Annotated in this window: 19 protein-coding genes; 12 read left to right on the forward strand and 7 right to left on the reverse strand. The window is 29.5% G+C overall.

All coding sequences use genetic code 11. The features are described from left to right. Positions 1–99: 99 nt before the first annotated feature. Positions 100–720 carry a DUF305 domain-containing protein gene (locus tag A0083_RS00125; RefSeq protein ID WP_039664728.1) on the reverse strand — a complete coding sequence of 207 codons (621 nt, stop codon included), beginning with the start codon at positions 718–720 and terminating at the stop codon, positions 100–102. Positions 721–841: 121 nt separating this feature from the next. Between A0083_RS00125 and A0083_RS00130 the strand changes: the two genes are divergently transcribed. After that, on the forward strand, positions 842–1,474 hold the full coding sequence (locus A0083_RS00130) for a hypothetical protein (RefSeq protein WP_039664729.1): 633 nt from the start codon (positions 842–844) through the stop codon (positions 1,472–1,474). Between the two features lie 2 nt (positions 1,475–1,476). On the opposite strand, the gene ruvC is transcribed toward A0083_RS00130, so the two are convergent. Then, positions 1,477–1,953 carry a crossover junction endodeoxyribonuclease RuvC gene (ruvC, locus tag A0083_RS00135; protein ID WP_039619511.1) on the reverse strand — a complete coding sequence of 159 codons (477 nt, stop codon included), beginning with the start codon at positions 1,951–1,953 and terminating at the stop codon, positions 1,477–1,479. A gap of 122 nt (positions 1,954–2,075) precedes the next feature. Between ruvC and dnaA the strand changes: the two genes are divergently transcribed. The 8 genes from dnaA to A0083_RS00175 all read left to right on the forward strand — a co-directional run bounded on the left by dnaA (position 2,076) and on the right by A0083_RS00175 (position 10,218). Then, a complete protein-coding gene (dnaA, locus tag A0083_RS00140) occupies positions 2,076–3,407 on the forward strand; it encodes a chromosomal replication initiator protein DnaA (protein WP_120760660.1) in 1,332 nt (443 codons plus the stop codon). 132 nt (positions 3,408–3,539) lie between these two features. Next, positions 3,540–4,607, forward strand: coding sequence for a DNA polymerase III subunit beta (dnaN, locus tag A0083_RS00145; protein ID WP_039662255.1), 1,068 nt, complete (start codon positions 3,540–3,542; stop codon positions 4,605–4,607). Between the two features lie 9 nt (positions 4,608–4,616). Continuing rightward, the gene (gyrB, locus tag A0083_RS00150) at positions 4,617–6,935 is read left to right on the forward strand and encodes a DNA topoisomerase (ATP-hydrolyzing) subunit B (protein ID WP_197553270.1); all 2,319 of its coding nucleotides are present in this window, start codon (positions 4,617–4,619) and stop codon (positions 6,933–6,935) included. Positions 6,936–7,159: 224 nt separating this feature from the next. Continuing rightward, positions 7,160–7,543 carry a preQ(1) synthase gene (gene queF, locus A0083_RS00155; RefSeq protein WP_120760657.1) on the forward strand — a complete coding sequence of 128 codons (384 nt, stop codon included), beginning with the start codon at positions 7,160–7,162 and terminating at the stop codon, positions 7,541–7,543. A gap of 172 nt (positions 7,544–7,715) precedes the next feature. Continuing rightward, entirely contained in the window at positions 7,716–8,972 is a 1,257-nt protein-coding gene (sorA, locus tag A0083_RS00160) for a sulfite:cytochrome c oxidoreductase molybdopterin oxidoreductase subunit (protein WP_197553273.1), read from the forward strand. 1 nt (position 8,973) lies between these two features. Beyond that, positions 8,974–9,309 (forward strand): sulfite:cytochrome c oxidoreductase monoheme cytochrome C subunit, encoded by a 336-nt coding sequence (sorB, locus tag A0083_RS00165; protein ID WP_197553276.1) that lies wholly within the window; start codon positions 8,974–8,976, stop codon positions 9,307–9,309. 42 nt (positions 9,310–9,351) lie between these two features. Beyond that, the gene (locus A0083_RS00170) at positions 9,352–9,999 is read left to right on the forward strand and encodes an outer membrane beta-barrel protein (protein WP_197553279.1); all 648 of its coding nucleotides are present in this window, start codon (positions 9,352–9,354) and stop codon (positions 9,997–9,999) included. A 9-nt stretch (positions 10,000–10,008) separates the two neighbouring features. Further along, positions 10,009–10,218: an alkylphosphonate utilization protein gene (locus A0083_RS00175; protein WP_039617052.1), complete on the forward strand. Its 210-nt coding sequence runs from the start codon at positions 10,009–10,011 to the stop codon at positions 10,216–10,218. A 15-nt stretch (positions 10,219–10,233) separates the two neighbouring features. Here the strand turns inward: A0083_RS00175 and thyX are convergent, their stop codons facing one another. After that, the gene (gene thyX / locus A0083_RS00180) at positions 10,234–10,866 is read right to left on the reverse strand and encodes an FAD-dependent thymidylate synthase (protein WP_120760654.1); all 633 of its coding nucleotides are present in this window, start codon (positions 10,864–10,866) and stop codon (positions 10,234–10,236) included. A gap of 100 nt (positions 10,867–10,966) precedes the next feature. Here thyX and A0083_RS00185 point away from each other — a divergent pair, with 100 nt between their 5' ends. Genes A0083_RS00185 through A0083_RS00195 form a run of 3 tightly spaced genes read left to right on the forward strand, consistent with a single transcriptional unit; the run spans position 10,967 to position 14,800 of the window. Then, positions 10,967–12,604, forward strand: coding sequence for a CTP synthase (locus A0083_RS00185; RefSeq protein WP_120760653.1), 1,638 nt, complete (start codon positions 10,967–10,969; stop codon positions 12,602–12,604). Further along, positions 12,594–14,165, forward strand: a complete 1,572-nt coding sequence (gene recJ / locus A0083_RS00190) for a single-stranded-DNA-specific exonuclease RecJ (protein WP_120760652.1) — start codon at positions 12,594–12,596, stop codon at positions 14,163–14,165. Before A0083_RS00185 ends, recJ begins: the two co-directional genes overlap by 11 nt. Before the next feature lie 56 nt (positions 14,166–14,221). After that, on the forward strand, positions 14,222–14,800 hold the full coding sequence (locus A0083_RS00195; RefSeq protein ID WP_197553282.1) for a lytic transglycosylase domain-containing protein: 579 nt from the start codon (positions 14,222–14,224) through the stop codon (positions 14,798–14,800). Positions 14,801–14,811: 11 nt separating this feature from the next. Here the strand turns inward: A0083_RS00195 and prfA are convergent, their stop codons facing one another. The 4 genes from prfA to A0083_RS00215 form a co-directional block, all read right to left on the reverse strand. Continuing rightward, positions 14,812–15,879, reverse strand: coding sequence for a peptide chain release factor 1 (gene prfA / locus A0083_RS00200; protein WP_120760650.1), 1,068 nt, complete (start codon positions 15,877–15,879; stop codon positions 14,812–14,814). Positions 15,880–15,883: 4 nt separating this feature from the next. Continuing rightward, positions 15,884–16,147, reverse strand: coding sequence for a 30S ribosomal protein S20 (gene rpsT, locus A0083_RS00205; RefSeq protein ID WP_039617063.1), 264 nt, complete (start codon positions 16,145–16,147; stop codon positions 15,884–15,886). Between the two features lie 83 nt (positions 16,148–16,230). Further along, positions 16,231–16,371 carry a hypothetical protein gene (locus tag A0083_RS00210; protein ID WP_172586673.1) on the reverse strand — a complete coding sequence of 47 codons (141 nt, stop codon included), beginning with the start codon at positions 16,369–16,371 and terminating at the stop codon, positions 16,231–16,233. Positions 16,372–16,432: 61 nt separating this feature from the next. After that, positions 16,433–17,194: a pseudouridine synthase gene (locus tag A0083_RS00215; RefSeq protein WP_197553285.1), complete on the reverse strand. Its 762-nt coding sequence runs from the start codon at positions 17,192–17,194 to the stop codon at positions 16,433–16,435. Positions 17,195–17,198 lie beyond the last annotated feature (4 nt).

Consider the following 17,198-nt stretch of genomic DNA (forward strand, 5'->3'; position numbering starts at 1 on the left):
CTTTAGTACTAGCACAAATTCAAAAAATAAACACAATGTTTAACATGATCTATGAAAATGCAAAATGATATCTAGGTAGTTTTATTAAACTACCTATTTTTACATATATTTTAATAAATTCGTAAAATCTTGAATTTCTTTTTCTTGATCTAAGATGATTTTTTTAGCGATTTCTCTTATAGTTTCATCTTTAGAGTAAAATAAAATTTGTTTTGAAGCATCTACCGCACCTTGATGGTGTGCTATCATCGCTTCTAGAAAGTCTTTATTGATGTTTTTACTTTCTTTAACTGAACTCATTAAAATCATCATTTTTTGCATGAGTTCTTTTTCTTCTTGGACAAATTTTTTATAAGTTTCCTCATCGATTTGAGTTTTTGTGTAAAGATTTTCATTTAAAATTTCTTGAAATTCTTGGATTTCTTTTTCTTGAACTTTGATGATATTTTGAGCGATTTTTTTCATCTCTTCGCTTTTAGTATGCTCTAACAAAAGCTTTGATGAGTCAATCGCACCTTGATGGTGTGGGATCATATTAGCTAAAAAATCTCTTTCTATATCATTGCTTTGCACTAAAGGGTTTTTCATCATCGCTTCGTGCATACTCATCATGATTTGTGCTGATATACTTTCAGAAGATCCATGGTGAGCATGATGAGAATTAGAAGCAAGCAAAGAACTCGCTAAAACCAAACTTGAAACCATAATTTTAAATTTCATTTTTTTCCTTAACTTTATATTTTAAAAACAAAAATATATAAAAATATCCCAAACTAAAATTAACCAAAAAATTCAATTTTTTTTTGTTATAATTTATATAAAAATATCACAAGGATGGAAAATGCTTAAAGAACTACTTGAAATAAAAAAAGAAATGGAACCTATAATTCATGATTGTTCAGTAAAAATTCAAGTAGCCGCAAGAGAAGTGATCGTAAGAAAAAGAGAATATGAAATTTATGGTCCTATGATCGATAGAGTATACCTTGATAATGCAATTTATATTAAAATTTTTGGTAGTGGGCGTGATACTAAAAGCACTAAAGTAGATATCAAAAATGGACTTTATATGGTGTATGTAGCTCCTGATAAACCAACCAACCAAGAAATCATGAATAAACTAAAAATTGCATTCGAAAGCATTGATAACAAATTCATTTCAAGAATTTTAGAACTAAACCGAAGAATGAAAGAAGTGATCAATAAAACCCAAGCTACTCTAGCAAAAGCATCTAATATGAATGTTTTAATAGAAACAAACATCGGCGAAGCAAGTGCGGCACATAAATTTGTAATAACTATAAAATACCTCAAAGACAATCAAAAACTAGAACTAAAAAATTCAAAATCAGCTGGTAGCTTTAGAGATACTAAAAATCACATCAACCTAGTAGTAGAAAAAAGCACTGATTCAGCTGTATGTGAAAAACTACTCCATGATGTAGAAGTTTATTTCATAGGTAGCGGAAAATAAAATCACTTTTTCACTCTCAAATTTGCTAAATGTGTCAAAGCCACTGCGATAGCATCTGTGATATCAAGTGGCTTGATATCTTTTGAAATTCCAAGCAATCTTTTTACCATAAAAGCTACTTGTTCCTTAGTAGCTTTTGCTTTACCTGTTACCGTTTTTTTAACTTGTAAAGGCGTATACTCTGCAAATTCTCCATGAGTTTGTAGAATTTTTAAACTCAAAGCACCACGAAATTGAGCTAATTTTAACACTGTTTTTGGATTATAAGCAAAAAATATATCTTCGATAGCTACCTCATCAAACTGATGATTTTTAAAGATCAGATCAAGTCCTTCGCATAATTCTGTGATTTGATACTGCAAATCATTAGGCTTGATTTTAATAAGCCCTGCTTCTATGAGTTGATTTTTATTATTAATCCTTTCTACGATAGCGTATCCACAATACCTAGAACCAGGATCTATCCCTAACACCTTCAAACTTTTTCACCTTTTTATTCACATGCATGTGAAATTTAAATTTTTATGTGAATAATTTTAACCATTTTTTATAAAAAATAAGCTAGAATTTTAAGTTTTACACCATAATTTTAAGAAAAATAATGAATATAAAAGATTTTTTACTTGAATTTAAAACAGAAATTAGCAACAACGAATACAATACTTACATTTCTCACTTGCAATTTAGTGAAAAATTAAGTAAAAATAATATCTTAGTATTTATCGCACCAAATCATTTTTTGGCTAAATTTATACAAACAAAATATGCACAAAAATTGGCTTATTTTTATGAAGTAAAAACAGGTATTAATCCTCAGATTAAAATCACAACAAGCGACCAAAAAATAGAAAAAAATCATCATTTTTCTATGGATATTTCACAGATTAAATTCCAAAGTACTATTTTAAATCCTTCTTTTACTTTTGAAAGTTTTGTTGTGGGAGATTCTAATCAATTTGCCTATGCAACTTGCAAAGCCATAACCGATAAAAGCAAACTCGGAAAATTATACAATCCTATTTTTATCTATGGTCCTACAGGGCTTGGAAAAACTCACTTGCTTCAAGCAGTTGGAAATATATGCTTAGACAATGGTTATAAAGTAATTTATGCAACAAGTGATAATTTTATCAATGATTTTACCATGCATTTAAATAACAAAACCATGAGTAAATTCCACGAAAAATACAAAAATTGTGATGTTTTACTCATCGATGATGTACAGTTTTTAGGTAAAACAGATAAAATTCAAGAGGAATTTTTCTTTACTTTTAATGAGATCAAAGAAAAATTTGGGCAAATCATCATGACAAGTGATAATCCCCCAAATATGCTAAAAGGCATAACAGAACGCTTAAAAAGTCGTTTCGCAAATGGGATCATCGCAGATATCACACCTCCACAGCTTGATACAAAAATCGCAATTATTAAGAAAAAATGTGAATTCAATGCTATTTATCTTAAACCTGAAGTCATAAGCTATATCGCTACTTCAATGGGAGATAATATCCGAGAAATCGAGGGTATGATCACTAACTTAAATGCTCAAGCAAGACTTTTTAACCAAGAAATCACTTTAGAAATCGTCAAAAGCTTTATGAAAGATCATATCAAAGAAACAAAAGAAAACATCAGTGTTGAAGATATACTTGCTGATGTTTCAAAAAGCTATAATCTCAAGCCAAATGATATAAAATCAAACAAAAAAACACAAAATATCGTTATGGCAAGAAGGGTTGTGATATTTTTAGCAAGAGAGCTTACAACTATGTCTATGCCTCAACTAGCAAGATTTTTTAACATGAAAGATCATACGGCCATTTCACATAATATTAAAAAAATTCAAGAGCTAATGAGTGAAAATGAAAATCTAAAAGCCATAGTAGATGAACTAAGAAATAAAATTTTGACAAAAATAAAAAGTGCCATGTGAATAAAAGTGAAAAATAAAAAATTTTATTCTATGAGTAAAATTTCTATAAAAAAAGGCTTTTAAAAAGCATTTCACATTTTCACATTGCTTATTATTATGATAAAATAAATTTAAAAAACAAAGGAAGTAAAAATGAAAATTAGCATTAACAAAAATACTTTAGAATCCGCTATAGTTTTAACTAACTCTTATGTAGATAAAAAAGACTCAAGCAATATTGCTTCTCACTTACTTTTTGAAGTAGTTGAAGATAAATTAATCATCAGAGCAAGTGATTATGAAATAGGGATTAATTATAAAATCAAAAAAATCAAAGTAGAAAGCGCTGGTTTTGCAACTGCTAATGCTAAAAGTATCTTAGATATCATTAAAAGCTTAAATAATGAAGATGTAGTTTTAGAAACCATAGAAAATTTCCTTTTCATTAGACAAAAAGGAACTAAATACAAACTTCCTATGTTTAACTATGATGATTTTCCAAATTTCCCAAGCACTGAAGGAAAAGATAAATTTGACATTGATTCAAGTGATTTAAGTAGATCTTTGAAAAAAATCCTACCTGCAGTTGATACTAATAATCCAAAGTATTCTTTAAATGGTGCATTACTTGATATAAAAACTACTCATATTAGCTTTGTAGGTACAGATACAAAACGTCTTGCTATCTTTACACTAAATAAAACAAATGAAAAAGAATTTAACCTTTGTATTCCTAAAAAAGCCATTTTAGAAATGCAAAAAATCTTTTTTGAAAAAATTGAAATTTATTATGATGAAAATATATTGATTGCAAAAAATGATAATTTTGAATTTTTCACAAAACTTATCAATGATAAATTTCCTGATTATGAAAGAGTAATTCCAAAAAACATCTCAAAAGAATTTGTTTTTAAAACAGAAGATTTTATGGACGCATTGAAAAAAATCAATGTAATTACTGAAAAAATGAAACTTAATTTCCATAAAGATAAACTTGTATTTGAAGGTATTAGTTTAGATAATATGGAAGCAAAAACTGAACTTGAAATGGAACTTAATATAGATGAAGAATTTAATCTTTGCATTAAAAACAAATTCATCACTGACTTTTTAAATTCTATCGAAAGTGAAACATTTAAACTTAGTATAAATGAGCCTCATATGGCATTTTTAGTTTCAAGTGAAGAATTACAAACTGTGATTATGCCAGTTATTTTATAAGGATAATATATGCAAGAAAATCAAAATTACGGCGCAGGAAATATTAAAGTTTTAAAAGGCTTAGAAGCTGTTAGAAAACGCCCTGGTATGTACATAGGTGATACCAATATAGGCGGTCTTCATCATATGATCTATGAAGTAGTGGATAACTCTATCGATGAAGCTATGGCTGGATTTTGTGATACGATTAATGTAGAAATCACTACTGAAGGTTCTTGTATAGTAAGTGATAATGGTCGTGGTATCCCTGTGGGAATTCACCCTACTGAAAATATCCCTACTTTAACTGTAGTTTTAACCGTGCTTCATGCAGGTGGAAAATTTGATAAAGATACTTATAAAGTTTCAGGTGGTTTGCACGGGGTTGGTGTGAGCGTTGTAAATGCTTTATCAAAAAAATTAGTTGCTACAGTGCATAGAGATGGAGAAATTTACCGACAAGAATTTTCAGAAGGTAAAGTTACAAGTGATTTTGAAACTATAGGCAAAAGTAAAAAAACAGGTACGATTATAGAATTTTGGCCTGATGATCAAATTTTTGAAGTGACTAATTTTGATTATGAAATTTTAGCAAAAAGATTTCGTGAACTTGCGTATTTAAATCCAAAGATTACTATTAATTTTAAAGATAACCGCGTAGGAAAAGCAGAAAGTTTTCATTTTGAAGGTGGTATAAGTCAGTTTGTTACAGATTTAAATAAAAAACAAGCTTTAACTAAGGCAATATTTTTCAATGTAGATGAAGAAGATGTAAATGTTGAAGTGGCATTGCTTTATAATGATAGTTACAGTGAAAATTTACTTTCTTTTGTGAATAACATCAAAACTCCAGATGGTGGAACGCACGAAGCTGGTTTTAGAATGGGTTTAACTCGTGTTATTAGTAACTATATTGAAGCTAATGCTAGTGCTAGAGAAAAAGATTCTAAAATCACAGGAGATGATGTAAGAGAAGGTTTGATAGCAGTAGTAAGCGTTAAAGTACCTGAACCACAGTTTGAAGGGCAAACTAAAGGAAAATTAGGTTCAAGTTATGTTAGACCTATAGTTTCTAAAGCTTCTTTTGAATATTTAACAAAATATTTTGAAGAAAATCCTATCGAAGCAAAAGCTATCATGAATAAAGCTTTAATGGCAGCTCGTGGTAGAGAGGCAGCTAAAAAAGCTAGAGAATTAACAAGAAAAAAAGAAAGTTCAAGTGTAGGGACTTTACCAGGTAAATTAGCTGATTGTCAAAGCAAAGATCCAAGCGAAAGCGAAATTTATTTAGTTGAGGGTGATAGTGCGGGAGGTTCTGCAAAACAAGGTAGAGAAAGAACTTTCCAAGCGATTTTACCTTTAAGAGGTAAAATACTTAACGTAGAAAAAGCAAGACTTGATAAAATTTTAAAATCAGAACAAATTCAAAATATGATCACAGCTTTTGGTTGTGGGATCGGCGATGAGTTTGATATAGAAAAATTAAGATATCATAAAATCATCATCATGACCGATGCTGATGTTGATGGTTCTCACATACAAACTTTACTTTTAACATTCTTTTTCCGTTTTATGAATGATCTTGTGGCAAATGGACATATTTATTTAGCTCAACCTCCTTTATACCGCTACAAAAAAGGTCAGAAAAAAGAAATTTATCTAAAAGATGAAAAAGCTTTAAATGATTATTTGATTGAAACAGGTATAGAGAGTTCTACTTATGAAGGTATAGGCTTGAATGATTTAAAAGATTTTCTAAAAATCGTTGCAGCTTATAGAAGTGTTTTAAAAGAATTAGAAAAAAGATTTAATGTGATTTCAGTGATTAGGTATTTGATAGAAAATCCTGATTATATTAAAGCTTCTAATGAAGAATTATTTAAAGTCATAAAAGAATTTTTAGAAAAACAAAATCATAACATCTTAAATTCATACATCAATGAAAATGAAATTCGTGTTTACGTGCAAACTGAAAATGGCTTAGAAGAACTTATCATCAATGATGATTTATTTGCTAATCCTTTATATGAAGAGGCAAATTATATTTATCAAAAAATCAAAGATAGAGATTTAAAATTTGATAAAGATATTTTAGAAATTTTAGATGAAGTTGAAAAAAATGCTAAAAAAGGTGCTTATATACAACGTTATAAAGGTCTTGGTGAGATGAATCCTGAACAACTTTGGGAAACAACTATGGATCCAAGTAATCGTCGTTTATTAAAAATCACCATAGAAGATGCTCAAAGAGCAAATGATACTTTTAATCTTTTCATGGGTGATGATGTAGAACCACGCCGTGAGTATATACAAGCTCATGCTAAAGATGTTAAACATTTAGATGTTTGATCTTTTATTTTAAATGAGAGAGCAAGGTTTATCAAAAAAGCCTTGCTCAAAGACTTTTGAAATTTTTCAAAGAATATATCTAAAATTATATTTTTTGTCTTTAAAATTTAAATCCTTATAACACTAAACTTACTTTTTAAAAATCTAAAAAAGATTGTAAAAACCAAATATAAAAAGCTTGAGATTTTTTGTATAATTTGATTTTATAACTTAGGAGATTTAGTATGAAATATGGTGAAAAAGAGATTAAAGAATTTAGTGTAGAAAATATGGAAGTTTGGCCAAATGATGCTAAAAATGACTATGTGATTAAAATCACTTTACCTGAATTTATGTGTTGTTGTCCACGTAGTGGGTATCCTGATTTTGCTACAATTTACTTAGAATATATTCCAAATAAATTAGTAGTAGAACTTAAAGCAATCAAACTTTATATCAATACCTTTATGTATAGAAATGTTTCACATGAAGCAAGTATCAATGAAATTTATAACACTTTAAAAGAAAAACTTGATCCAAAATGGATAAAAGTGGTAGGCGATTTTAACCCTCGTGGTAATGTTCATACTGTGATTGAATGCAGATCTGATCTAGTAGTGCCTAAGTGATTTTTAAGATCAAATAGATCTTAAAAATCAATATTATATTAATCTTAAAAATATAAAAATTAAATTATTTTACTTTTAGAAACACTTCAATATAAATAAGACTGTTTTTATATTATTTTATATAAAAATATTTTAAAATCTTTTCGAAAAATTTATATTTGAAGGACAACATATGCAAGATCATTTAGATCAAAATCAACATTCTCAAGAAGATCGTAGAGGATTTTTAAAAAATTTAGGCATTACACTTTTAGGAGCTAGTGCATTAGCAAATGTTTCTTTGGATAATTATTTTTTAGGAAGCAAAGTTCTTGCTAAGGAATTAGATAGTTTTAAAATCGATGGTAAAAAAGATGTGATTTACCATGGAGAAAGACCTTTAACAGCTGAAACACAAATTTATGCTTTAGACTCTGACTTTACAAAGCCTGAAAATTTCTTTGTTAGAAATAATGGTATTCCACCTGAAATAGATGAGATAAAAGAAAAAATGAAAAAAGGCTGGACACTTGAAATTGGTGGTGAAAGTGTAAAAAATGCAAAAACTTATACTCTAGATGAATTAAAGAAAAAATTTAAACACTATACCTATGCTTTAACTTTAGAATGTGGTGGTAATGGAAGAGGTGAAGTTATACCTAGTACTAAAGGAACTCAATGGGGATTTGGTGCAGTTGCTTGTGGTAGATGGACTGGGGTAAGATTAAAAGATATTTTAGAAGATTGTGGTGTTAAAGATGATGCTGTTTATATAGGTTATTATGGAATAGACAAAAAATTAAATGGCGAAGATGCTTCTCCTATTAGTAGAGGTGTGCCTATTAAAAAAGCTATGCAAGATGAAACATTGATCGCTTGGGCTTATGAAGGTAAAGATATACCTTGGGTTAATGGTTATCCACTTCGTTTAGTTTGCGGAGGTTATCCTGCAAGTGCAAGTGGTAAGTGGTTATCAAAAATTGTTGTAAGAAATAAAGTCCATGATGGTGAAAAAATGGAAACTTCTTATAAAATTCCTGTAAATCCTGTAAAACCTGGTGATTTTACAAGTAAAGGTGAAATGAAAATAATAGAATCTATGCCTGTAAAATCTATCATAACAAATATCAAAAACAACGATAAAGTAAAAGCAAATAAAAAATTTGAAGTTAGAGGAAAAGCTTGGGCCGGTGAGCTTGAAGTTAATGAAGTTTATGTAAGTAATGATTATGGCGTGACTTGGGTTAAAGCAAAAGTTGAAAAACCTTTAAATCGTCTTGCATGGCAAAAATGGAAAGCACAAATTTCAATTTCTACTAAAGGGTATTATGAAATTTGGGCAAGAGCAGTTGATAGTAAAGGCAATAGCCAACCTATGGTTTTGGCACAGTGGAATCCTAATGGTTATTTAAATAATGCTTGTCATAGAGTAAATGTTTTTGGAGTATGATATGACTAAAAAAATTATTTTACTTTTATGTGTAGGATTTTCTTTTCTTTTTGCTAATGCACAGTATAAAATCAATCCTGATACGGGATTGATTGTAGATGAAAATTCACCTTTAGTAGAAGCACATTGTCTTGCTTGTCATGGATCAGGCTTGATAACAAATATGCGTGCAAGTAGAGAAGCTTGGCTTGCTGCTATTAGATGGATGCAAGCTTCTGAAGGTTTATGGGAAATTCCAGCTGATGATGAAGAAAGAATTTTAAATTATCTTACAAAATATTATGGAGAAAAATACGACACTAGAAGGAGAATTCCTTTAGTTTTACTAGAAAAATAATCAAATATTTTGTATTATTATACAAATTAATGGAGGAAAACTATGAAGTTAAAAATATTTTCTTTAGTTGCATGTGTTGCTTTAGCTTCAAATTTAGCTTTAGCGGATGAAAATTCTGGTTTGCTTTTAGGTGTTGATGCGGGGTGGTTTCATACTAAAGTAAAATCTGACATTGAACATAGTCAATCAAAAAGTGTTAAATTTAATGGTGATTTAGAAGGTAATATCCCTGTTTTTGGTTTAAAAATAGGTTATCGCTTGAATGAAAATCATAGACTTTATGGTGCTTATAATTATTCAAGTGAATTAAGCGATGTTATCAATGTATCAAAATTAAAAATTGATGGAGAATTCACTACTCATAAGTTTTTACTTGGTTATGATTTTACTCCAAAAATCTTTGAAAAAACTAGAGCGGTTTTAGGATTATATGGCGGATATGCAAGAACAGATATGACTTTAAAAACAAGTCTTTTATCTATTTCACAAGACTTTGATGGTTATACTTATGGAGCAAAAATTGGTGCTTTATATGAGTTAAATCAAGCAAATGAAATAGAATTTGGTTTTAAAGCTGAACAAACTCATTATAATACAAGAAATTTCTACCAAAGCACTGTAGGTTCAAACTTTTACGATCCTAAACAAACAAATTACGGTTTATATCTAGGATATACTTATAAATTTTAAGGAGAATCCATGCCAAAAGATGCAAATGGAACTGAGCTGAATGCAGGTGATAGTGTAAGTGTTGTTAAAGATTTAAAAGTAAAAGGTGCAAGCACTACTTTAAAACGTGGTACTACTATAAAAAATATTAAATTAACAAACAAAGACACTGAAATCGAAGCTAAAGTAGATAAATTTGGTGTGATTGTTTTGAAAACTGAATTTCTTAAAAAAATATAAGTAAAAAATTCCCAATTAGCTTTGGGAATTTTCTTCTTGATAAACACAATGTTTAAAAATAAATTGATGTTCCTCAGGCAAGTTTTCAAATAAAGCATTTGCGAGTTGTCTTATCTCCCAAAGAGCTGATTTTGAGCTTCTTAAACTAATAAAATTTTGCAAACTTCTTGCATTAATTGTTAAGGTTAATTCGGTCTTATAGCTTTCTGGTAAGCAGTATTTTGCTATATCTAAGCTAATGCTATTTTGTAAAATCAAACGCAGATTTTCTAAAGCTTTAATACTTGCATTATCTACCACTTCATTTCCGGTTAAAACTAAATATCTTTTAGCATTTTCAAAATCATTTTCTTTAAATTCACCTTCATTTCTTAGTTCTTTTAAAGTATATCTTGTGCTTTTTACACTAGGACTAGTGTGACGGTGTCTTGCGACTTCTTGTAAACATGCTCTTGAAATACCTTGTATATAAAAAGTATAGTTTAAGTGTTCTAAGGTTGAAGCATGTTTGAATTTATTTCCCACACGATCAATTAATTCTTTGTCTTTTTCACCACCACAATCACCTTTGTCAAAACTTTGCCAACATGTCCTTGTTGCGTGAGAACATACAGAAAGTGGAGTATGATTTAATAATGTGATTTTCATTCAAAAATTCCTTCAAAAATAATTTAATTTTACACAAATGTTTATAAAAATAAAATTTTTTATTCGTTATAATTTCAAAAAAAGAAATTAAGGTTATTTTATGAAATTAAAACAAACTAAATATATTTTTGTAACTGGTGGCGTTTTAAGTTCTTTAGGAAAAGGTATAGCAGCAGCTTCTATAGCTACGATTTTAAAAAATTCAGGTTTAAAAGTTAGTATTTTAAAAGCAGATCCTTATATCAATGTTGATCCTGGTACGATGAGTCCTTTAGAGCATGGGGAAGTTTTTGTTACAGATGATGGAGCTGAAACGGATTTAGACTTAGGACATTATGAGAGATTTTTAAATGAAAGCTTATCTCAGGATAACAACTTCACTACAGGAAGAGTTTATCAAAGTGTTATAGAAAAAGAAAGAAGAGGAGATTATTTAGGAAAAACTATACAAGTGATCCCTCATATCGTTGATGAAATAAAAGATCGTATCAAAAATGCTGGTATTGATAAAGATGTTTTAATCGTAGAAATAGGTGGCACAGTAGGAGATATAGAAGGTTTACCTTTTTTAGAAGCTATTAGGGCTTTAAAACTTGAAGTGGGTAAATATAATGCTATTAATATTCATTTGACTTTAGTACCATTTATTAAAGCAGCAGGAGAACTTAAAACAAAACCAACTCAACATAGCGTTGGAGAATTACGCCGTATAGGTATAAGTCCTGATATGATTATTTGTAGAAGTGAAAAGTCTTTAGATAGAGAATTAAAAGATAAAATCGCAATTTCATGTGGAGTTGAAAAAAATTGTGTTATAGAAAGTGTAGATGCAGCTAGTATTTATCAAATTCCACTTAATTTCTTAAAGCAAGATATTTTAAATTCCATAGCGAATTTACTAGATCTTCAAAATTTAAAGCCAAATATGAACGAATGGGATTCTTTAGTAAAAAGAGTGATCGCTCCAAGTAATGAACTTAGTATAGCTTTTGTAGGAAAATATGTAGATTTAAAAGAAAGTTATAAAAGCTTAACTGAAGCGATTATCCATGCAGGTGCGGCACTTGATGCAAAAGTAAATTTAAAATGGATTGATAGTGAAAAATTAGAAAGCACAAATGTAGAAGAAAGCTTTAAAGATGTTAGCGGGATCTTAGTAGCAGGTGGTTTTGGTTACCGTGGAGTAGAAGGTAAAATTAAAGCCATTCAATACGCAAGAGAAAATAAAATTCCATTTTTAGGAATTTGTTTAGGTATGCAGCTTTCTTTAGTGGAATTTGCACGCAATGTTTTAAAACTTGAAGATGCTAATTCAAGTGAATTTGATAAAGAATGTAAAAATCCTATCATCTTTTTAATTGATGAATTTATTGATTCAAATGGTAAAAAACAAATTAGAACAAGCAAAACACCACTTGGTGGGACTATGCGTCTTGGAGCTTATGAGTGTCATATTAAACCAAATACACTTTTAAGTAAGGTTTATGATAATCAAAAAAGCGTCAAAGAACGTCATCGCCACCGCTATGAAGCAAATCCAAAATATAAAGAAATGTTTGAAAAAAATGGACTTATCATTAGTGGAGAAAATGAAGGTTTGGTTGAAGCTGTGGAACTTAAAGATCATCCATTTTTCTTAGCAGTACAGTTTCACCCAGAGTTCACTTCGCGTTTAGTTAGGGTCAATCCTGCTATTTTTTCTTTTATTAAAGCGTCTTTAGAAAGTCATGCTAAATAAAGCTAAAATAAAAGAAATTTTACAACAACGCTTTGTCAATGATACCCATGTAAAGCTTTGTGATTTACCTATGCCATCTTGCTTAAAAGATGTTTATAAAGGTGCATTGCGTATTAAAGAAGCAATTGAAAAAAATCAAAAGCTTGCTATTGTTGGGGATTATGATGTAGATGGGGTTATTTCTTGTGTCATTTTGTCCGAATTTTTTGATGATATCGGATATGATTATGTGGTAAAAATTCCAAATCGTTTTAAAGATGGATATGGCTTAAATGAAGAAATTATCAATGAACTTGATGGAGTGGATTTAATCATCACTGTAGATAATGGCATAGCAGCATTTGAAGCAGCAGAGCTTTGTCAAAAAAAAGGGATTGATTTAATCATTACTGATCATCATATGCCTCCTGCTACTTTACCAAAAGCTTATGCGATCATTAACCCTAAACAACAAGATTGTGATTTTCCTGATATTGAAATTTGTGGTGCTCAAGTAGCTTGGTATTTAGTAGCTGCGATAAAAGAAGTATGCAAGATCAACTATAATATGTGTAAATTTATCGAACTTTTATCGATTGCAATTATTGCAGATATGATGGAGCTTAGAGACTTAAATAGAGCCTTAGTTCGAAAAGGTATAGAGTATATTAACGATTCAAAGCGTGTTGCATTTAAAGCGATTAAGCAGTATTTTGGCAAGGATAAATTTGAGCTTGATAATATTAGTTTTTTAATTGCACCTTTGATTAATAGTGCAGGTAGAATGGATGATGCGATTATTTCTTATAAATTTTTGCATTCTAAGAATATCCAAGAGGTTATGGGGTATTTAGAACAAATTATTGCTTATAATAATAGCCGTAAAGATGAAGAAAGAGAGCTTTTTAAGCAGTGTTTAGAACAAGTTGATGAAAATGATCCTGTGATTATTGTTAATGGCCAAAATTGGCATGAAGGGGTTTTAGGTATAGTTGCAAGCCGTCTAGCAAAACATTTTAATAAACCAGCTTTTGTTTTTTCAGAATGTGATCAAAAAGCAAAAGCTAGTGTAAGAAGCGTAGGTAAAATAGATATTTTAAATGTTATAGAACAGGCTAAAGAATGGGTTTTAAGTTATGGTGGACACAAAGGAGCAGCGGGAGTTTTAGTCGAGCTTGAAAAATTTGGTGTTTTTAAAAATAAGCTTTATGAAATTTGTCAGAGTATCCCTAAAGATGACTTTTACAATGCAGATGAGGTTTTAGGTAGTATTGATCCTAATGAGGTGGATTTTGAACTTTTGGAGATATTAGAATTTTTTGAACCTTTTGGACACAAAAATCCAAGACCTTATTTTAAATTTGATAAGCTTTTTGTGAAAAATAAAAAAAGATTAGGTAAAGAGGAAAATCATATTAAACTCATTTTAACTCAAGGCAATAAAACCTTAGAAGCTTTGTTTTTTAACTTTGATTATGAACCACAAATTGGAGAAAATATTGATTTTATAGCTAGTATTTCTAAAAATAATTTTCGCGGATTGATTACACCACAACTAACTATAAAAGAAATTCTTAGATAATTCATCAGCTTATTCGCATTTTAAAATATAATACAAATACTATAAAGGGGAATAATATGTTAGAAAAAATTATATTGTTATTGATATTTTTTAATTTCTCTTTTGCTTTGAATACAAAAATTTTTGTAGGTGATACTTATATTCCTGAAAATTTTTACAAATACGATCAAGATTTTAAATCAGCTGCAAGAAAATATAACATACCAATGGCATTACTTAAGGCTATTGCATTAACAGAAAATGCAGCTTATCGAAACAATATCATAGGAAAAAATAAAAATAAAACTCAAGACTATGGTTTAATGCAAATTAATAGCATTCACTTAAAGCGTTATGGAATTGATGAAAAAGAAATTGTCAAATCAAGTACAAACATAGACACAGCTGCAAGATTATTACATGAGATCATACAAAAGTATGGATTTAACTGGAATTCCATAGGTAGATATCATTCAGCTAATGATAAATATAAAAATATCTGGCTAAATAAAGTCATGAAAAATTTAATCGCCATAGTTTTAAAGGATAGTAAAGAACTCTTTTTAAAGGAAAAGTTTAGAGCATTTAAATTAGCATCGCTTTTAATTAATGTTGATAAAAAACAGTATAAAATTTTACTTGCAAGTAATGATTAAAACAAGAAAGATTATAAATTTTCTTGTTTTAAGGCTTCAGCTTGATGATAAGCGATTAATGGCTCAATGATTTCATCAAAAAGTCCACCTTCTAAAATTGCATCAAGTCTATATAAAGTTAGATTAATTCTATGATCACTAATTCTATTTTGTGGAAAATTATAAGTGCGTATGCGTTCGCTTCTATCGCCACTTCCAACTTGTGATTTTCTTGCCTCACTTTCTTTGGCTAAGCGTTCTTGTTCTTGCATTTCAAAAAGTCTCGCTTTTAAGACTTTCATTGCACTTTCTTTATTTTTATGCTGGCTTTTTCCATCTTGGTTTACTACAACTATACCTGTTGGAATGTGAGTAATTCTTACTGCACTATCTGTGGTATTTACGCTTTGTCCACCATGACCGCTACTACGCATTACATCGATTTTTAAATCATTAGGATTGATTTGAATTTCAACATCATCTACTTCTGGCATAATGGCAACAGTTATAGCTGAAGTATGAACTCTGCCTTGAGATTCTGTTTCAGGTACTCTTTGAACTCTGTGCGTTCCGCCTTCATATTTTAGCCTTGAATAAGCTCCATTTCCCTTGATAAGAATGATAATTTCTTTAAATCCACCTACGCTACCTTCGCTAGAACTAACAATTTCATACTTATAGTCACGATTTTCTGCATAGCGTATATAAGCTTTTACTAAGTCTCCAACGAACAAAGAAGCTTCATCTCCACCTGTTCCTGCACGAATTTCTAAAAAGATATTTTTATCATCATTTGGATCTTTAGGTAATAAAAGAATTTTTAATTCTTCTTCAAGTTGTGGTTTTAAAACTTCAAGATTTTTAAGTTCTTCTTTTGCAAGCTCGCCTAATTCAGCATCAGACAAAAGAAGTTTGTTTTCTTCTATATCATCTAAAGTTTTTAGATATTCTTGTGCTTTTTCTACTATGGGTTCTAAATTCTTTTGCTCTTTGGATAGAGCCGTCATTTTAGAAATATCATTAGAGATATTAACATCGCTAAGAAGAGTGTTTAACTCATCAAAGCGTGCTAAAAAAGGTTTGAGTTTATCAGCTAACATTAAATTATGCTAATTTATTTACCAATAATGCCAATCTGCTAACACGGCGTGATGCAGTTTGTTTTTTCAAAAATCCACGACTTACCATAGCGTGAATGCTTTTATTAGCTACTTTCAACGCATTTTGTGCAGCTTCTTTATCATTGTTTGCTGCTGCTTCACGAACCGCTTTTGTAATGTTTTTTAATCTTGTTCTATAAAATCTATTTCTTTCAGTTCTTTTGATAGTTTGTCTTGCTCTTTTTTCAGCAGATTTATGGTTTGCCATAATTTTCCTTTTTTATATAAATTAAATTGCTAATTATACAAGATTAAAATTAAATTTTAATTAATTTAAGTAATTTTAAAGTATCAATTAATCATATTCATAGCTTTTACTAAGCAAGATTTTTGATCTTGACATTTGCTTTCTAATTTTTCTGCAAGAGTTTCTTCATGTGTTATCGCAATAAAAACCATAATTACACTAAAAAGAGTAGTTAGAATTTTCATTAATTTTCCTTTTTAAATATTTTGAAAAATTATAAAAATTCTTTGTGGAAATAATGTGAATTTAATATTTTATATTATTTGTTTTTAAAAAATCACGCAATTTTTCATACTCGCCATTTTCTAAGTAACGATACTTTCCTGCTTTTAACATGCCAAGATCTAAGGCACCAAAAGCTACTCTTTTAAGGTCCATTACTTCTAAGTCAAAATGTCCAAAAAAGCGTCTTAGTTCTCTATTTTTACCTTCATTGATGATTACTTTTAATTTAGTATAACCTCCACTAGAACCAAAAATTTCAAAACCTAAAAATGGAGCAAAACTCATTGAGGTTATTTTGGTTTTAGCATGAGCTCCTTTTTTTTCATTTTGAATTTCTAGACCATTTTGCATAGCTTCAATGACATTTTTATCTACACTACCTTTTACTTTTAAGTAATACTCTCTTTCTAAATCACTATGCATCAGTGCATCTGCTATCACAGGAGAATCAGTGAGTAAAAGTAAACCTTCACTTGCAAAGTCAAGTCTTCCTACACTAAGCCAAGTGTTAAATTGTTTTGGCAAAGTATGATAGATGGTTTTTCTACCTCTATCATCTCTTTTGCTAACTATCTCGCCTTTTTGTTTATGGTAAATAATCACTGAAAATTGTGTTTTTTTATGGAGTTTTTTACCATTGATGAAAACTTTATCTTCAGGATTTACGCTATCACTGAGCAAGGCTGTTTTTTTATTGATTTTTACTAAGCCTTGCTTGATTAACTCATCAGCCTCACGGCGAGAGTATTTACTATTATGTGAGATGAATTTATTAATTCTCATAGTT

The organism is Campylobacter sp. 2014D-0216, assembly GCF_014931215.1.
Taxonomy (GTDB): Bacteria; Campylobacterota; Campylobacteria; order Campylobacterales; family Campylobacteraceae; genus Campylobacter_D.